Annotated in this window: 13 protein-coding genes; 3 read left to right on the top strand and 10 right to left on the bottom strand. The window is 64.9% G+C overall.

Going from position 1 to position 16,376, the window contains the following annotated elements; translation table 11 throughout:
* Window positions 1-83: 83 nt before the first annotated feature.
* From CK227_RS03095 to CK227_RS03070, 6 genes are all read right to left on the bottom strand, one after another.
* Complete coding sequence (locus CK227_RS03095; protein WP_095771512.1) at window positions 84-866, bottom strand: carnitinyl-CoA dehydratase; 783 nt, start codon at window positions 864-866, stop codon at window positions 84-86.
* Window positions 859-2,937: an acetate--CoA ligase family protein gene (locus CK227_RS03090; RefSeq protein ID WP_095771918.1), complete on the bottom strand. Its 2,079-nt coding sequence runs from the start codon at window positions 2,935-2,937 to the stop codon at window positions 859-861. Before CK227_RS03090 ends, CK227_RS03095 begins: the two co-directional genes overlap by 8 nt.
* A gap of 83 nt (window positions 2,938-3,020) precedes the next feature.
* Window positions 3,021-4,184 carry an acyl-CoA dehydrogenase gene (locus CK227_RS03085; RefSeq protein ID WP_095771511.1) on the bottom strand — a complete coding sequence of 388 codons (1,164 nt, stop codon included), beginning with the start codon at window positions 4,182-4,184 and terminating at the stop codon, window positions 3,021-3,023.
* A 4-nt stretch (window positions 4,185-4,188) separates the two neighbouring features.
* Window positions 4,189-5,283, bottom strand: coding sequence for a carnitine 3-dehydrogenase (locus CK227_RS03080; RefSeq protein WP_095771510.1), 1,095 nt, complete (start codon window positions 5,281-5,283; stop codon window positions 4,189-4,191).
* A complete protein-coding gene (locus CK227_RS03075; protein WP_095771509.1) occupies window positions 5,280-5,912 on the bottom strand; it encodes an HD domain-containing protein in 633 nt (210 codons plus the stop codon). Before CK227_RS03075 ends, CK227_RS03080 begins: the two co-directional genes overlap by 4 nt.
* Window positions 5,913-5,925: 13 nt before the next feature.
* A complete protein-coding gene (locus tag CK227_RS03070) occupies window positions 5,926-6,849 on the bottom strand; it encodes a 3-keto-5-aminohexanoate cleavage protein (RefSeq protein WP_095771917.1) in 924 nt (307 codons plus the stop codon).
* A gap of 136 nt (window positions 6,850-6,985) precedes the next feature.
* Between CK227_RS03070 and CK227_RS03065 the strand changes: the two genes are divergently transcribed.
* Window positions 6,986-7,966, top strand: coding sequence for a GlxA family transcriptional regulator (locus CK227_RS03065; protein ID WP_095771508.1), 981 nt, complete (start codon window positions 6,986-6,988; stop codon window positions 7,964-7,966).
* Window positions 7,967-7,981: 15 nt separating this feature from the next.
* Here the strand turns inward: CK227_RS03065 and CK227_RS03060 are convergent, their stop codons facing one another.
* Both CK227_RS03060 and xylA read right to left on the bottom strand, forming a co-directional pair.
* A complete protein-coding gene (locus CK227_RS03060) occupies window positions 7,982-8,185 on the bottom strand; it encodes a hypothetical protein (protein WP_095771507.1) in 204 nt (67 codons plus the stop codon).
* A gap of 420 nt (window positions 8,186-8,605) precedes the next feature.
* Window positions 8,606-9,931, bottom strand: coding sequence for a xylose isomerase (gene xylA, locus CK227_RS03055; protein WP_038651459.1), 1,326 nt, complete (start codon window positions 9,929-9,931; stop codon window positions 8,606-8,608).
* Between the two features lie 113 nt (window positions 9,932-10,044).
* Here xylA and CK227_RS03050 point away from each other — a divergent pair, with 113 nt between their 5' ends.
* Window positions 10,045-10,407 carry a nuclear transport factor 2 family protein gene (locus CK227_RS03050; protein ID WP_095771506.1) on the top strand — a complete coding sequence of 121 codons (363 nt, stop codon included), beginning with the start codon at window positions 10,045-10,047 and terminating at the stop codon, window positions 10,405-10,407.
* A gap of 32 nt (window positions 10,408-10,439) precedes the next feature.
* Here the strand turns inward: CK227_RS03050 and xylB are convergent, their stop codons facing one another.
* The gene (xylB, locus tag CK227_RS03045; RefSeq protein WP_095771505.1) at window positions 10,440-11,894 is read right to left on the bottom strand and encodes a xylulokinase; all 1,455 of its coding nucleotides are present in this window, start codon (window positions 11,892-11,894) and stop codon (window positions 10,440-10,442) included.
* Window positions 11,895-11,976: 82 nt separating this feature from the next.
* On the bottom strand, window positions 11,977-13,299 hold the full coding sequence (locus CK227_RS03040; RefSeq protein WP_095771504.1) for a tetratricopeptide repeat protein: 1,323 nt from the start codon (window positions 13,297-13,299) through the stop codon (window positions 11,977-11,979).
* Between the two features lie 228 nt (window positions 13,300-13,527).
* On the opposite strand from CK227_RS03040, the gene CK227_RS03035 reads away from it, so the two are divergent.
* Window positions 13,528-16,374 carry an autotransporter outer membrane beta-barrel domain-containing protein gene (locus tag CK227_RS03035; RefSeq protein WP_095771503.1) on the top strand — a complete coding sequence of 949 codons (2,847 nt, stop codon included), beginning with the start codon at window positions 13,528-13,530 and terminating at the stop codon, window positions 16,372-16,374.
* Window positions 16,375-16,376 lie beyond the last annotated feature (2 nt).

The raw sequence follows: 16,376 nt of genomic DNA, 5'->3' as shown, positions 1-16,376 counted from the left end.
GAGAGCGCCGCGGAGCGGCGGGCGGCGCGCTTCACCCCACCCCGGACCCTCGGTCCGACCCTCTCCATCAAGGGAAGGGTAAATCACTTCCCCTTCCACACCGGATCGCGCTTTTCGGCGAAGGCGCGGAACCCTTCCATATTGTCTTCCGACCCATAGAGCGCGTCGACCGTCGCCAACTGCCGGCGCGTCACCTTGTTCATGGCGTCCTGGAAGGTCAGCGCTTCGGCCACCCGCGCGGTCTCCTTGATCGCCGCAAACACCAGTGGCGGGCCGCTGGCGAGCAGGCGCGCGATCTCCCAGACGCGGTCCTCGAGCTTTTCCTTGGGCAGCACTTCGTTGACCAGGCCCCAGCGATGCGCTTCCGCGACATCCATCCAACGGCCGGTGAACAGAAGGTCCATGGCGACATGATAGGGAATGCGCTTCGGCAGCTTGATCGTCGCCGCGTCGGCCAACGTGCCGGCGCGGATTTCGGGCAGCGCGAAGGAGGAGTGGTCGGAGGCGTAGATGAGATCGCAGGACAGCGCGAGTTCGAAGCCGCCACCCACCGCCATACCGTTGACGCAAGCGATGACCGGCTTGTTCAAGTCACGCAATTCCTGCAGGCCGGCGAAGCCGCCGACGCCATAGTCGCCGTCGACCGCGTCGCCGCCGGCGGCCGCCTTCAGGTCCCAGCCGGCGCAGAAGAACTTGTCGCCGGATGTCTTGACGATGGCGACGCGCAATTCCGGATCGTCGCGGAACGCCTTGAAGGTTTGCCCCATCAGCCGCGAGGTTTTCAGGTCGATGGCGTTGGCCTTGGGCCGGTCGAGGGTGACCTCGAGGATCGAGCCTTCGCGGCGGGTGGAAATGACGTCAGACATTCTTGTTCTCTCCCAGCACCAGCAGCGCGTCTGCGATCCAGGCGCCCTTGCCTTCGACGCAGACGATCAACGGGTTGATGTCGAGTTCCTCGATCTCGCCGGCATTCTTCTGCACGAAGTCGGCAATGCCCGCGATGGCGTCGATGGCGGCCGCGACGTCGGCCTTCGGCCGGCCGCGATAGCCTTCGAGCAGCGGGAACAGCTTCAGGCCGCGCAAAGCCGCCTCGATGTCGTCGCGGGTCGCCGGCAACATCAAGGTGACGCTGTCGCGCAGCAGTTCGACCAGCACGCCGCCAGTGCCCAGCGTCATGACAGCGCCGAACATCGGATCCCTGGTGAAGCCGACGATCAGTTCGGCGACGCCGTCGCGCACCATGCGCTCGACATAGAGGCCGGTGCCGAGCGGCAGCAGATCATGCGCCGCCGTGCTGACGGATTCGGCGTCCTTGAGGTTGAGCCTGACGGCGCCGACCTCGGATTTATGGGTGACGCCCAGCGCCTTCAGGGCGACGGGAAAGCCGAGCGCCATCGAGGAAATCACCGCCTCGACCGCATTGCCGGCGCGCTCGCCCTTGGGCACGGGAAGCCCGGCCTTGATCAGCCGCGCCTTGGCTTCGGCTTCGTCGGGCGTGACATGCGCGCCGCCGGCGGCGCCAGCAGCGGAGGTGTCGACCGGCTGCGCCTGCGGTTCGGCCCATGCCCAGCCGATGAAGGCCGCTGCGCCTGCGGCATCCATGGCCTCGGAAATGCCGAACAGCGGCACCATGCCGCGCGCCATCAGCTCCGCGGTGTATTCCTCCGGCAGGTTCTCCGGCAGCGAGGAGACGATCGCGCCATGCGCCTTGTTGGTCTTCAGCGCCGATTCGAAGGCGCGCAGCGTCGCCCACCAGTCGGTGACCGAGCAACGGTCCGGGCGCGGAAAGTCGAGCACCAGCATGTTCAAGTCAAAGCCGCCCGACACCATGGCGGTGAAGGTGGCGGTCATCGCCGGCTCATTGTTCCAGATGAAGGTGTGGTAGTCGAGCGGGTTGGCGACCGCGACCAGCGGCCCGAGCGTCGACTTGACATGGGCGCGGTGTTTTTCCGTCAAAACCGGGAAATTGACCCAGCGACCTTCGGCGCTGTCGGCCATGACAGAAGCCTCGCCGCCAGAACAGCTCATAGACGACAGGCGATAGCCCGGGAGCGGACCAGTGATGTGCAGCAGCTTCAGCGCCTCGATGAAGGCCGGAATGGAATCGACGCGCGCAATGCCCAGCCGCCTCAGGAAAGCGCCGGAGGCCGCGTCCGAGCCGGCCAGTGACGCGGTGTGCGAGACAGTGGCCTGCCGCGCCTGTTCGGAGCGACCGACCTTCATGGCGATGATCGGCTTCTTCAGTTCGCGTGCCCGCGCAGCCAACCGTTCGAAGCCGGCTACCGAATCGAAGGCCTCGATATGCAGGCCGAGCGATGTCACCCGCTCATCCTCGATCAGGCCGAGCGCCATTTCGGAGAGGCCGGTCTGCGCCTGGTTGCCGGCGGTCATCAGGAAGGCGATAGGCAGGCCGCGCTTCTGCATCGTCATGTTGATGGCGATGTTGGAGGATTGGGTGATGATGGCGACGCCCTTGCCGCCCTCCTCCAGCCGGATGCCGCCATGCTGGTCGGGCCACAAAAGCGCGCCATCGGCATAGTTGATCAGGCCGTAGCAATTCGGCCCGATGATCGGCATCTCGCCGGCGGCCGCGACCAATTCGGCCTGCAGCCGCTCGCCGTCATCGTCATAGGCTTCGGTCTCGAGGAAGCCGGCGGCAAAGCAGACGGCGCCGCCGGCGCCGCGTTCGGCCAGCGCCTTGACGACCTCGATGGTCAGATGCCGGTTGACGCCGACAAAGGCGGCATCCGGCGCGCCGGGCAGATCGGCGACCGACCGATAGGCCTTGCGTCCGGCAACCTCGTCCTTGGTCGGGTGCACCGGCCAGATTTCGCCGGCAAAACCCATCTTGATCGATTGCGCGACGACGGCGGCGGCCTGCACGCCACCGAAGACGGCGATCGATTTCGGGCGCAGGAGACGTTCGAGTTTATGCATGGTCATCTTTTCGTTTGAGCATCTCAGGACAAACGATCTCGTTTGCCCGACAAAACCGAATCTCGGCTTTGGGCGATCATGCTCTAAGCACCGAACGGACGCAGCAGCGCCCGCGAAATAATATGTCGCTGAATCTCGGACGTGCCCTCCCAGATGCGTTCGACGCGGGCGTCGCGCCAGATGCGTTCCAGCGGCAGGTCGTCCATCAGCCCCATGCCGCCATGGATCTGGATGGCCTCGTCGGCAACGTATGCCAGCATTTCGGTGGCCTTCAGCTTGGCCATGGCCATGTCCTGGTCGGTGACGGTGCCCTGATCGTACTTCCAGCCGGCTTCGAAGACCATGAGGTCGGCGGCCTTCAACTCGGTCGCCATGTCGGCGAGCTTGAACGACACGCCCTGGAACTTGCCGATCTGCTGGCCGAATTGCTGGCGCTGGGCGGCATATTCCACCGCATGGCCAAGCGCCCGCTCGGCGCGTCCGAGGCAGGTGGCGCCGACCTGCAGGCGGGTGGCGCCAAGCCAGGAATTGGCGACGTCGAAGCCCTTGTGCACTTCGCCGAGAACCTGGCTGGCCGGCAGCCGGCAATCGTCGAATTCGAGGATGGCGTTGGTGTAGCCGCGATGCGAGACGTTGCGGTAGCCATCGCGCACCGTGAAACCCTTGGTGCCCTTGTCGACGAAGAAGGCGGTGATCTTCTTGCGCTTGCCACGCGGTGAATCCTCTTCGCCGGACGCCATGAAGACGATGGCGAAATCAGCGAGATCGGCGTGGCTGATGAAATGCTTGGTGCCGTTGAGCACCCAGTCGTCGCCGTCCTGCACGGCTGACGCCTTCATGCCGCGCAGGTCGGAGCCGGCACCCGGCTCGGTCATCGCCAGGCAGTCCCATTTCTCGCCGCGGATGCAAGGAAACAGATATTTTTCGCGCTGCTCGGGCGTGCCGGCCAGGAGGATGTTGGAAGGCCGCGCCACGCAGGTCCAGTGCAGCGCGTAATTGGCGCGGCCGAGTTCCTTTTCGTAGAGCAGCCAGGTCACCGTATCGAGCCCCGCGCCGCCGACATCGGCCGGCATGTTGGCGGCATAGAGCCCGGCCGCGATCGCCTTGGCCTTGAGTTCCTCGATCAGCTCGCGGCGCAGCACACCGGTGCGCTCGACCTCTCGCTCATGCGGGTAGAGCTCATTCTCGACGAAGGCGCGCGTCGTCTCGACGATCAGTTTTTGTTCCTCCGAAAGACCGAAATCCATCGTCTCAGCCCTTCTTCTTTTTCTTCGGCTTTTCCGCCTTCTTCACCGGCTTGGAGGCCTTGGCTTTTTCGGCGGCCTTGGAAGCAGCCGGCTTCTTTGCCGCCAGCTTGGCCAACTGCCTGGTGTAATCCTTGTGCAAGGCGCCGGCGCCCCAGCCCTTGCCCTTGTTCTGCTTCGACAACGCATCCATGATCGCGACCAGATTGTCGTCGCGGATCTTTTCCAGTTCGCGGATCGACAGGCCATGCGCCTGGTCGTCCGACTGGGTGGCGATCAGGTCGACCAGTTCGTCGTTGAATTCCGGCACGTCCATCAGCTTGGTCCACGGCCATTTCAGGCATGGCCCGAACTGCGCCATGAAGTGGCGCATGCCGGCCTCGCCGCCGGCGACGCGATAGACCTGGAACATGCCCATCTGCGCCCAGCGCAGGCCGAAGCCGTAGCGCATGATGTCGTCGAGTTCCTCGACCGTGCAGATGCCGTCCTTGATCAGCCACAGCGCCTCGCGCCAGGCGGCTTCGAGCAGGCGGTCGCCGACGAAGGCCTCGATCTCCTTGCGGATGACGACAGGCTTCATGCCGATCGAGGCATAGATCTCCTTGGCGACCTCGATCGCCTCGGGGAAGGTCTGCTCGCCGCCGACGATTTCGACCAGCGGCAGGAGATAGACAGGGTTGAACGGATGGCCGACGACCAGCCGCTCCGGGTGCTTCTTCATCGCCACCTGCATGTCGGTCGGCTTGATGCCGGAGGTCGAGGAGCCGACAATGGCGTTGGCCGGCGCATGGGCGTCGATCTCGGCCAGCACCTTGTGTTTGAGGTCGAGCCGCTCCGGCACGCTTTCCTGGATGAAATCGGCGTCCGCGACCGCCTCGGCGATGGTCTTGGCGAAGGTGAGCTTGCCCTCTTTCGGCAAGCCGCCGGGCACCATCTGCTTGTAGGCGCGGCGCGCGCCCTTCATCACTTCCGAGACCTTGCGCGAGGCTTCCGGATCTGGATCGAAGATCGACACGTCGATGCCGTTGAGCAGCAGCCGCGCCACCCAGCCGGCGCCGATGACACCGCCGCCAATGGCGGCCGCCTTGTTGATGATGCTCATGCGCAAGCTCCGGTTCTTGTCCTGGCTGTTTCGGGATCAATGAGAGGCACGCGCTCGCCGGCGCGGATCACGGATGCGTCGTAGGCCTTGCGGGCGAAAACCTCGAGCACGAAGGGCCGGAAGAAGTCGATCGGCAGCGTCTCATAATCGGGATCGAAGCTCGACTGGTCCCAGCGCTCGCAGAACTGGTCGCAATCGTCGAAATAGGCGTGGCCGGCAAAGCGGTCGCGCGCATGGCGGTTGCCGCCGAGATGATGGGCGTAATAGAGCCGCTGGAAGTCGCCGTGTTTCTCGACGACCCAGGTGCATTGCTCGCGCACGAAGGGCTTCAGGATCGAAGCGGCGTATTCGTCGTGATTGTATGGCGCGTAGATGTCGCCAATGTCATGCAGCAGCGCACAGGCGATCCAGTCGATGTCGGCGCCGTCGCGCCAGGCGCGCGTCGCCGCCTGCAACGAATGGCCGAGCCGGGTGATCTTGTAGCCGGACAGACCCTCGTCGAGCTGGACCAGCGCGTCGAGCAGCCGCTCGCCGGTCCTGGCGGCATAGTCGGTCTCATGGGCGGTCAGGAACTCGTAGTCTTGCCTGTCGCCATCCTTCATCGCGGTGAATTTGACGGTAGTAGCCATCGCCAGCCCCCACCTATGCCGCGGCTGCGATCGGCGCCCGCTTGGTCAGGTTGAGCTTCTTGCGCACTTCCTCCGGCCCCAGGATCCGGGCGCCGAGATTGGTGACGATGCTGGCGGCACGCTCGACGAGCTGCGCATTGGTGGCGAGCACGCCCTTGTCGAGCCAGAGATTGTCCTCAAGACCGACGCGGACATTGCCGCCGGCGATCACGGCCGCCGCGGCATAGGCCATCTGGTTGCGGCCGATGGAAAACGCTGACCAGTTCCAGGTCGACGGCACGTTGTTGACCATTGCCATGAAGGTGTTGAGGTCATCGGGCGCGCCCCACGGAACGCCCATGCAGAGCTGCACCAGCGCGTCGGGGTTGAGCACCTTTTCCTCGACCAGCTGCTTGGCGAACCAGAGGTGGCCGGTGTCGAAAGCCTCGATCTCGGGCTTGACGCCGAGGGCCGTCATCATGCCGCCCATGGCGCGCAGCATGCCGGGCGTGTTGGTCATGACATAGTCGGCTTCGGCGAAGTTCATGGTGCCGCAGTCAAGCGTGCAGATTTCCGGCAGGCACTGGCGCACATGTTCCATGCGGTTGGTGGCGCCGCCCATGTCGGTGCCTTTTTCGTTGAGCGGCAGCGGCGCTTCCGGCGACCCGAACACCATGTCGCCGCCCATGCCGGCGGTGAGGTTCAGCACGACGTCGACGTTGGCGTCGCGGATACGCTCGGTCACTTCGCGGTAGAGATGCACATCGCGGCGCGGCTTGCCGGTCTCGGGGTCGCGGACATGGCAATGGACGATGGCCGCGCCGGCCTTGGCGGCGTCGATGGCCGAATCGGCGATCTGCTTGGGCGAACGCGGCACATGCGGAGAGCGATCCTGCGAGCCGCCGGATCCGGTCACGGCACAGGTAATGAAGACCTCACGGTTCATCGCGAGCGGCATGGAATTCTCCTCCCAATTCGAACAGCCATGCATGTCGCCCAAAAGTGGGAACCGGCTTTGGGACAACGACATGCACAGGGACCCGCATAACATTGCGCGACTTGCAGGCGGCTGCTTTGCGCTTTACGAAGGCTGAATGACAAAAAACGAAAAAGCGACAATCTTTCGCGCCGAGCAGTCGCCGCTCAAGGTGACGCTGCTGGTGTTTTCCGGGGCATCCATCATGTGCGTGGCGTGCGCCGTCGATCCGCTGCGGGCCGCCAACCGCATCGCCGGCGAAACCCTGTTCGACTTCAAGCTGGTTTCGGTAACCGGGGAGGCGCCGGTCACAACATGCGGCCTGCCCGTGGCGGTCAGCGGCCGATTCGATGCAACGGAACCGACCGATGTCCTGGTCGTGGTCGCGGGCTTCGGTACGCAGAACTATGCGACGTCGGCCTTGCTCGCCGGGTTGCGCCGCGCGGCGCGGTCGGCCCGCGCCTGCGGCGGCGTCGAAGCGGGCACTTGGCTGGTGGCGCGCGCCGGCTTGCTGGAAGGGCGCAGCGCCACCACCCATTGGGAGGACATGGAGGATTTTTCCTCCGCATTTCCGGGCGTCGACGTGCGCCCCGACCGATACATCATCGATGGGCCCGTCTTCACCACGGGCGGCGCGTCGCCGACCCTGGACCTGATGCTGCACCTGATCCGCACTCGGCTCGGCATGGCCGTGGCGCTCGATGTGGCAAGCGCGTTCATCTACGACCAGGCGCGCGTGGCGACCGATGCGCAGCCGCTGGTCTCGCTCGGCCGGCTTGATGGCTACGATCCGCGCCTGGCGCAGGCCATCCGGCTGATGGAAGCGCATGTCGACCAGCCGCTGACCATAGAAGCCATCGCCAAGCGCGCCGGCGTGACGGCACGGACCCTGGAAAGCATCTTTCGCAAGTCGATCGGCGAGACGCCGGGCGCCTATTATCTGAGGCTGCGGCTGGGGGCCGCGCGCCGGCTGGTGGTCGACACGCGCGTGGCCATGGCGGATATTGCCGGGCGGACCGGATTCTCGTCCGCCGCGGCATTTTCCAGAGCGTTTTCAAGAGCGTTTGGCGAAGCCCCGGTGAGGTTGCGCCGGGGCTAAGTCAGTTCAGGGGAATCAGGCGGCGTTCTGGCGATCGCTGCCGGCGTCGATCTGCGAGCGCATCTGTCGCACCAGCCGGATTTCAAAGCGGTTGCTGACGGCGCGATCCCATTGGTTTTTCACGTCGTCGGTCGGCCGCGGCAGCGCCATCAGCCCGTCGATGATCGATCCGGTCTCACCGGATGAGAGCAGGGCGTCGATTTCGCGTTCGTGCTGCATATCGGTTCGCCTCCTTCCTTTTCACCCGCCACAGGTCCCTTTTATACGAGATACGTGACGGCAGTTTGAAGGCAAGAGCGAGGTCATTGAGGGGCGGCGCGGGCAAACCTTTTGGTATTGCGCTACATTGACTTCGGACATTCCGGCGCAGGCCCGCGGGCGGACAATGCCTCGAGAAGACGCGATGACACGCATTCCGGCACTGGCGGAATTCCCCGACGCGGCGCAGTGCTACAAGGCCGGCGCAACCCTCAGCGCCGTGTTCCGGCGACAGGCTCGTCCCCACGCGTCCACGCCCGGCGCCGATCGCCGGCGAGGTGGTCAACGCCTCGCCGAGCTCTATCATGCTCGTGTGGCTCCACCCCGCGCGGAATGCAATTTTCAGCTCTGCGGCGCGCGAATCGGGCACCGCAAGACACCTCACACGTAGCGGTTGACGATGTTTTCCAGCAATTCCTGACGGCCGGAGCGCGGCTGCGGTTCGATCTTCTTCTTGACCACGCGCTCGGCGATGTCCTCCAGCGTGCGCTTGCCCGACAGCATTGCCTTGCCCTCTGCCGTGTTCCAGCCGGCATAGCGCTCGGCCAGCGGCGCCGACAGCGCCTTGTCCTCGACCATGCGGGCCGCGGCCTTGAGGCCGCGCGCACAAGAATCCATGCCGCCGATATGGCCGATCAGCAGGTCCTGCGGGTCGAGCGACTGACGGCGCAGCTTGGCGTCGAAATTGGTGCCGCCGGTCTTGAAGCCACCAGCCTGCAGGACCTGGTAGTAGGCCAGCGCCATTTCCGGCACGTTGTTGGGGAACTGGTCGGTGTCCCAGCCCGACTGGTAGTCGTTGCGGTTCATGTCGATCGAACCGAAGACGCCGAGGGCATTGGCGAGCGCCAGTTCGTGCTCGAAGGAGTGGCCGGCGAGGATGGCGTGGCCCTGCTCGATGTTGAGCTTGACCTCCTTCTCCAGGCCGAAGCGCTTGAGGAAGCCGTAAACGGTTGCGACGTCATAGTCGTACTGATGCTTTGTCGGCTCCTGCGGCTTCGGCTCGATCAGGATGGTGCCCTTGAAGCCGATCTTGTGCTTGTAGTCGACGACGAGGCTGAGGAAGCGGCCGGCCTGTTCCTGCTCGCGGGCAAGGTCGGTGTTGAGCAGCGTCTCATAGCCTTCGCGCCCGCCCCACAGCACATAGTTCTCACCCTTCAGCCGCTTGGTGACGTCGATGCAGCTTTTCACCGTCGCCGCCGCATAGGCAAAGACATCCGGATCGGGATTGGTGGCGGCGCCCGACATGAAGCGGCGATGCGAAAAAAGGTTCGCCGTGCCCCAGAGCAGCTTGACCCCGGTCTGCTTCATCTTGCCGGCGAAATAGTCAGCGATCTCGTCGAGGCGGGCGGCACTTTCTGAAAAGTCCTTGCCCTCGGGCCGGACATCGGCGTCGTGGAAGCAGAAATAGGGCGCGCCGAGCAGCGAGAACATCTCGAAGGCGACATCGGCCTTGAGCTTCGCCAGTTCCATCGTGTCGATGCCGCCCGCCTTGGGGAACCAGGGGCGGTCGAAGGTCTGGCCGCCGAACGGGTCGCCACCCGGCCAGGCAAAGGAGTGCCAGTAGGCGACGGCGAAGCGCAGATGGTCTTCCAGCCGCTTGCCGGCCACCACCTCGTCAGGATTGTAGAAGCGGTAGGCCAGCGGATTGGTCGAATCCGGCCCCTCATATTTGATCTTCTGGATGTCGCCGAAAAATCCGCTGCTCATGATTTCTGTCCTCTCTCGAATAGTTCGCCCTGATTACCTCAGGCGTAATTGGTTTCGGTCCCAGGCTGGTCGAAAAGGCTCATGTCAAAGCCATCAAACAAAGGAGACAGACCATGACCGACCTCAACAAGATCGCCGAGGGCTACATCACTGCCTGGAACGAAAGCGATGCCGGCCGCCGCGCCGAATTGCTGAAGGCCACCTTCACCGAAGACGTCAGCTATCGCGATCCGGTCATGCAGGGCGACGGCCATGACGGTGTCGCGGCGCTCATCGACGGCGTGCAGCAACGCTTTGCCGGCTTCCGCTTCTCGCTGAAGGGCACGCCGGACGGCTTCGCCGACAAGATCCGCTTCTCCTGGAACCTCGGGCCTGAAGGCGTCCCTTCGGTGATCGAAGGCACCGACATCGGCGTCATCGAAAACGGCCGCCTGAAGAGCATCACCGGTTTTCTGGACAAAGTGCCGGCGCAGTGAGGCCGGAAGTCGCGGCGTGGGCGAGAAATCGTTCACGCCGTGGCACTCCTGATTGCCGGATAGAGCGCCCGGTAGCGATGATAGGCGTCCGCATAGGCGCCGCCGAGCTTGGCATCCGGTTCGATCGTGGCATCCGTCCTTGGGGCGGAGCAGACGGCCAGCGGAGCGACACCCGTCGCCGCGATCAGACCGAGCCTGGCGGCACCGAAGGCGGCGCCGAAATCGCCGTCGGCGGGAATGTCCACCGGCACCTGCAGCGCGGTGGCGATCGATTTCAGCCAGTAGCGCGAGCGTGAGCCGCCGCCGATCGCCGTCACCCGCGTCAATGTGGTGCCGGCCGTCTTCAGGGCTTCGAGACTATCGCGGAAGGCGAAGGCGACGCCCTCGAGCACCGCTTGCGTCAGCACTGCGCGGCTCGATTCATGCGCCAGCCCGGTGAAGGAACCGCGGATGGCGGAATCATTATGCGGCGTGCGCTCGCCAGAGAGGTAGGGCAGGAAGGATACACCGGTCGGCGCCTTCAGCGCGTCGCCGAGTTCGGCGGTCAGTTCACCCGCGCCCTTTCCAGTGATCTCCGACAGCCAGTTGAGCGAATCGGTCGCCGACAGGATCACGCCCATCTGGTGCCAAGTGTTGGGCAGCGCATGGCAGAAAGTGTGGACAGCACTTGCCGGGTTGGGTAGATAGGACGCGTTGGCGGCAAACAGCACGCCCGACGTACCGAGAGAGACAAAGGCATGGCCAGCGCCGACCGTGCCCATGCCGCAGGCCGAGGCTGCATTGTCGCCGGCGCCACCGGCAATCGGGATGCCGGCCTCGACGCCCCATTTCGATGCCAATTCAGCGCGCAAACCGCCAGCCTTCTCGGTGCCTTCGACCAGCGACGGCATCTGCTTCTCGTCGAGCGACGTTGCCGCCAGCAATTCGGGCGACCAGCGGCGCTCCCCGACATCAAGCCAGGACGTGCCGGCGGAGTCGGACATTTCGGAAATGTGCTCGCCGGTCAGCCAAAGCCGCAGGAAATCCTTCGGCAGCAGCACCTGCGCCACTTTGGCGAAGACGGCGGGTTCGTTGTTCTTAACCCAGGCGAGCTTGGGCGCGGTGAAGCCGGGGAAAACGATGTTGCCGGTGAGCTTGCGGAAGCGCGGATCGGCGTCGAGCGCCGCCGCCTCGACATGGCTGCGCGTGTCGTTCCACAGGATGCAGGGGCGCAGCACTTTGTCAGCTGAATCGAGCAAGGTCGCGCCGTGCATCTGACCGGACAGGCCGATGCCTTTCACCGCCGCGAATTGCCTGGGATGGGAGGCCTTGAGTTCGGCGATCGCATCTTCGCAGGCGCGTATCCAGTGGGACGGATCCTGTTCGGACCAGCCGGGATGCGGCCGCGAGACGTCGAGCGAGCCATGGCCGGAACCGACGACGGTCTGTCCGGCATCGATCAGCAGCGCCTTGACGCCCGACGTGCCCAGGTCGAGGCCGAGATACATGTCATCCTCCCATGCCAATTATTTTTTTCGGATCTCGAAAAAATCTGGCTGAGCCAGTTTTTAAGGCAAGATCGGCTTGCGGTCAATTCTCTGACAAATCGGCCGCGCGTCGCGCAAGCAGCACGGAGAGTGGGCTATCCGGCCGCGCCATCGAACGCTCGGCCGTGAGCGCCCCGGCGAGCGCGCGGTCACCGGCCCGCAAGGCCGCTTCGATCAGCGTCAGGTCGATGACGTCGCGCTGTGCGTGGCTGCCGCCGAAGCGGTTGGCGATCGTCCGGATCGGCCGGATCAGGTGCACGGCCTCTGTGTAGTTGCCCTCGCCGAACGCCTTGATTGCCAGCGTCAGCGGATGGCCGACATCGCGCGTGAAAGCGGCGTTGTCGCCATTGCCGCGCATGGCCTCGCGCTGGGCATCGAGCAAGGTCCGCGCCGGGGTGTCGAGCCCGGCGCCAACGAAGGCCATCATCGCATGCGCATCGTTGAAGGCATAATCGCCGGCGCCGGCCTTGGGCCAATTGGCGGCGAGCGCCGTCCAGCGGTCACCGACATCGATGCCGCCGAGATGCAGCCGCCACAGGATTGCCGACGCATCGACCATGTTCAGCGCCATCGCCGATGGCGCGCCATAGATCGGTCCGTCATAGAGCGCCAGCACCTGGTCGATCTCGCCGAGATCGTAATGGAACAGCGCCAGGTGCCACCAATTGTGCACCTGCAGGAAGCTCTCCTTTGTCCAGGCTTCGGGATTGGCGCGCATCCAGGCGATCCCGTCCCTTTGCCGGCTTTGCATTTCCATGACATGCGCGACCGCATGCTGCGCCCAGCCGTCGCGCGGCTCGATCTCGACCGCCGCGCGACCGAGCTGTTCGGCCCTGGCATAGTCGCCCATTTCCTCCAGCCCGAAGGCCTGCATTCCGAGAATAGCGTGGTAGCCCGGCATGCCGCCCTGCCATGACGGCAAGGCACGGGCGATGCGGTCACGCAGCATGCGGGCATTGCCGGTGAAGAAGTCGATCTGGTGCCCGACCTGCAGCGCCAGTGCGTCGAGGGGGGTCTCGATGGCGATATCCTCGAGGATCCTGGCGGCGTCATGCCAGCGCCCGTTGGCGAGGTGGCCAAGGGCCAAGACATGCGCCTCTTCGCGCGTCGTCGCGGCAAGCGGCAGCGCCGCCTCGTGGCAAGCCCTGGCCACCGCCGTCGCGTCGCGCTCGGTGGCGAGGCCGAAGAGATAGCCCTTGAAAACATGCGCCATGACGAAACCGGGATCCTCCGATATGGCACGGTCGACGGAGGCGACCGGATCGCCGATGAAGCACAGCAATTCACGCACGGCCTGGCCGTAGGGCGTGAATCCCGCTTCGGTGGCGCCCGAAAATGTCAGGCCGAATGCGTCCCTGATTGCCATGCAACATCCTCTGATCGACCTGGGACAAGCCCCAGACCCTTCAGGCCAAGGCGATCTTAAATCATGGGCCACGGACGTGCCAATCCATGCACTGCACAAGGTTCATGCCAGCTGCCTTTGCAGTTCATCAACCATCGAATGCAGATTAGGCTTTGTAAAAGCGAACGAATTGTGGCTTCATTGCGGCGCGGCGAAGGGCTTGTAATCGCGATCTGAGAGGGGGACGCGATGCAGCATTTTGAAATACAGCGTCCGAACGGCCGTTCGGAAAACGTCGATCAGTCGAATTCTTTGTCGTGGCGAAAGCCGCAGCAAATCCATCCATGGTTTATTAGCTTATTTGCAACTACAGCACTTGTGTTGCTGCCGAATTCCGCGGCCCTGGCGGCCTGCATTCTGGTTCCGTCGGCCGGAAACACCACCTTCACCTGCGACAGCGGCGATTCCGGCGGCAGCCTTACCGATACCAGCGGCAACAACACGCTGACCTTTCCCGCAGGCGGCACCGGGCAGGTGAGCGGCAACGTCATCTTCGGCGCCGGTATGGATCGCATCGACATGCAGTCCGGCACCATCACCGGCACGGTCGACCAGGGCGACGGCACCGATTTCTTCACCATCGGCGGCGGCACCGTCGCCGGCAATGTCCAGCAGGGCGCCGGCATCGACGATTTCAACATGAGCGGCGGCCAGATCGGATCGCTCAACCAGGGCGACGGGCTGGACACATTCACCATGACAGGCGGGCGCATCGTCGATTTCTTCGACGATGGCGACAACGCCGTGATGACCGGCGGCCGCATCGGCCGGGTCAACATGAAGCTCGACAAGAACTATTTCAACATGTCCGGCGGCACCATCGACCGCAACCTCGTCACCGGCTTTGACCAGGACACCGTCATCCTGTCGGGCGGCACGATCGGCGGCAACATCAGCGTCAGCGGCGGCAATGACAGCGTGACGATATCAGGCGGTACGGTCGGCGGCGATGTACTGATGAGCTTTGGCTCCGACAGTTTCGTCTGGAATGGCGGCGGCATCATCTATGGCGCCGTCGATCTCGGCGCCGACAACGATACCGCCAAGCTCAGCAACCTCACCAACGCCAATCTCGGCGGCACGGATGCCTTGAATGGCGGCCTCGGTACCGATGCGCTGACCTTCGACAACGTCAAGCTGGAGGGGATCAGCCGGGTCCAGAACTGGGAAAGCATCAGCGCCACCAACGACACACAGCTGATGCTCGACGGCAATCTCAAGCTCGGCGACAGTGGCACCGGCACGGGCTCGCTCAGCGTCGATGCTTCGAGCACGCTCTATGGCGGCGGCTTCAACTCGACGATCCAGGCCTTCACGGCAGGCCAGTTGGCGGAAGTGACCAATGCCGGGCGCATCGACCTGACCAACGGCGCCACGGGCGCAACCGACCGGCTGACGATTTCGGGCAATTATGTCGGCGCCGGCGGCGTGCTGCTTGTCCAGACCGAACTCGGCGACGATTCTTCCGCGTCCGACAGGCTGGTGCTTTCGGGCGGCACGGCTTCCGGCTCGACCGGCATTTCCGTGGTCAACGCCGGCGGTGCGGGTGCCGCGACCACACAGGACGGCATCATGCTCGTCCAGGCGGTCAACGGCGCCACTTCGGGCGCCTCGACCTTCGCGCTTGACGGGCCGGTCGCCGCCGGCGCCTTCGAATACTATCTTTTCAAGGGCGGCGTCAGCGCCGGCAGCGAGGAGAACTGGTATCTGCGCTCGACGCTGATAACACCGACGACGCCGGCCGCGGCGCCACCGACGGTCGAGCCCCCTCCGCCGGTGGAACCGGTGCCGCCGGCGGCCGAGCCGCCACCGCCGCCGCCCTCCGAACTGCCGCCGACCCCGCCGCCGAGCGAGGGCGACATCAACAATCCGCCGGTCGACCCGACACCGCCCGTGCAGGCCAGCGACCCGCCACCCGAACCACCGCCGCCACCACCACCGGCGCCTCCGGCGGATCCGCCACCACCACCGCCGGTGGTGCCGACCGAAGCGCCGGCGCTTCCAGTGCCGACACTGCCTGGCCCGCCGCCTGTCCAGCCGGCGCCGCCGACACCCGGAGCGACGGCGGTGCAGGCAGCCGTGATCCCGCTCTACCGCATCGAGGTGCCGGTCTATTCGGCCTTGCCGCCGGTGGCCGAACACCTGGCGATGACGACGCTCGGCACCTTCCACGAACGGCGGGGTGAGCAAAGCCTGCTGTCGAACCCCGAGCTATCGCCGGTCTGGGGCCGCATCTATGGCCAGGACGCCAAGATGGGCTGGTCGGGAACGGTGTCGCCCTCCTTCGACGGCACGCTGTACGGCCTCCAGGCGGGCTTCGACGTGTTCGGCCGCGACACCGCCTCGGGCGGAATCGATCGCGCCGGCCTGTTCGTCGCCTATGCCAGCATGAAGGGCGATTTGCGCGGCCAGGCGCTGGGATGGAACGATCTGTCCGTCGGCAGCCTCGACGTCACCGGCACCAGCATCGGCGGTTACTGGACCCGGATCGGCCAAAGCGGCTGGTACCTTGACGGCGTCCTCATGGCCACCTTCTTCGGCGGCGACGCGACATCGTCGCGCGACATCGGCATCGATGTCGGCGGAACAGGCGTCACCGCTTCGCTGGAAGGCGGCTACCCAATCGCGCTGGCACAGGGCTGGACGCTTGAGCCGCAGGCGCAACTGGTCTGGCAGCATCTGTCGCTCGACGACACCAACGACCGCTTCTCGTCGGTTTCCTTCGATACCGACGACAGCGTCAGCGGCCGGCTGGGTGCGCGGCTGCAGGGCGAGACCACCATCAACGGCGTGGCGCTGCAGCCCTACCTCAAAGCCAACATCTGGCACGATTTCGGCGGCACCAGCCATGTCAATTTCGACACCACCGACATCTCGACCGAGGGCCGGTCGACCTCCTTCGAGTTCGGCGGCGGCGTGGTCGCTGAGGTGACCGACAAGGTCAGCCTCTTTGCCACCGGCGACTACACGACCAATCTGGGCGGCGACAAGCGCCGCATCCTCGAGGGCAATGTGGGTATCAGCGTTAAATGGTGAGG

Origin of the sequence: Mesorhizobium sp. WSM4308 (assembly GCF_002294905.1) — a bacterium.
Classification (GTDB): domain Bacteria; phylum Pseudomonadota; class Alphaproteobacteria; order Rhizobiales; family Rhizobiaceae; genus Mesorhizobium.
The sequence above is the reverse complement of the archived record's forward strand: the minus strand, read 5'-3'. Positions and strand labels throughout refer to the sequence as shown.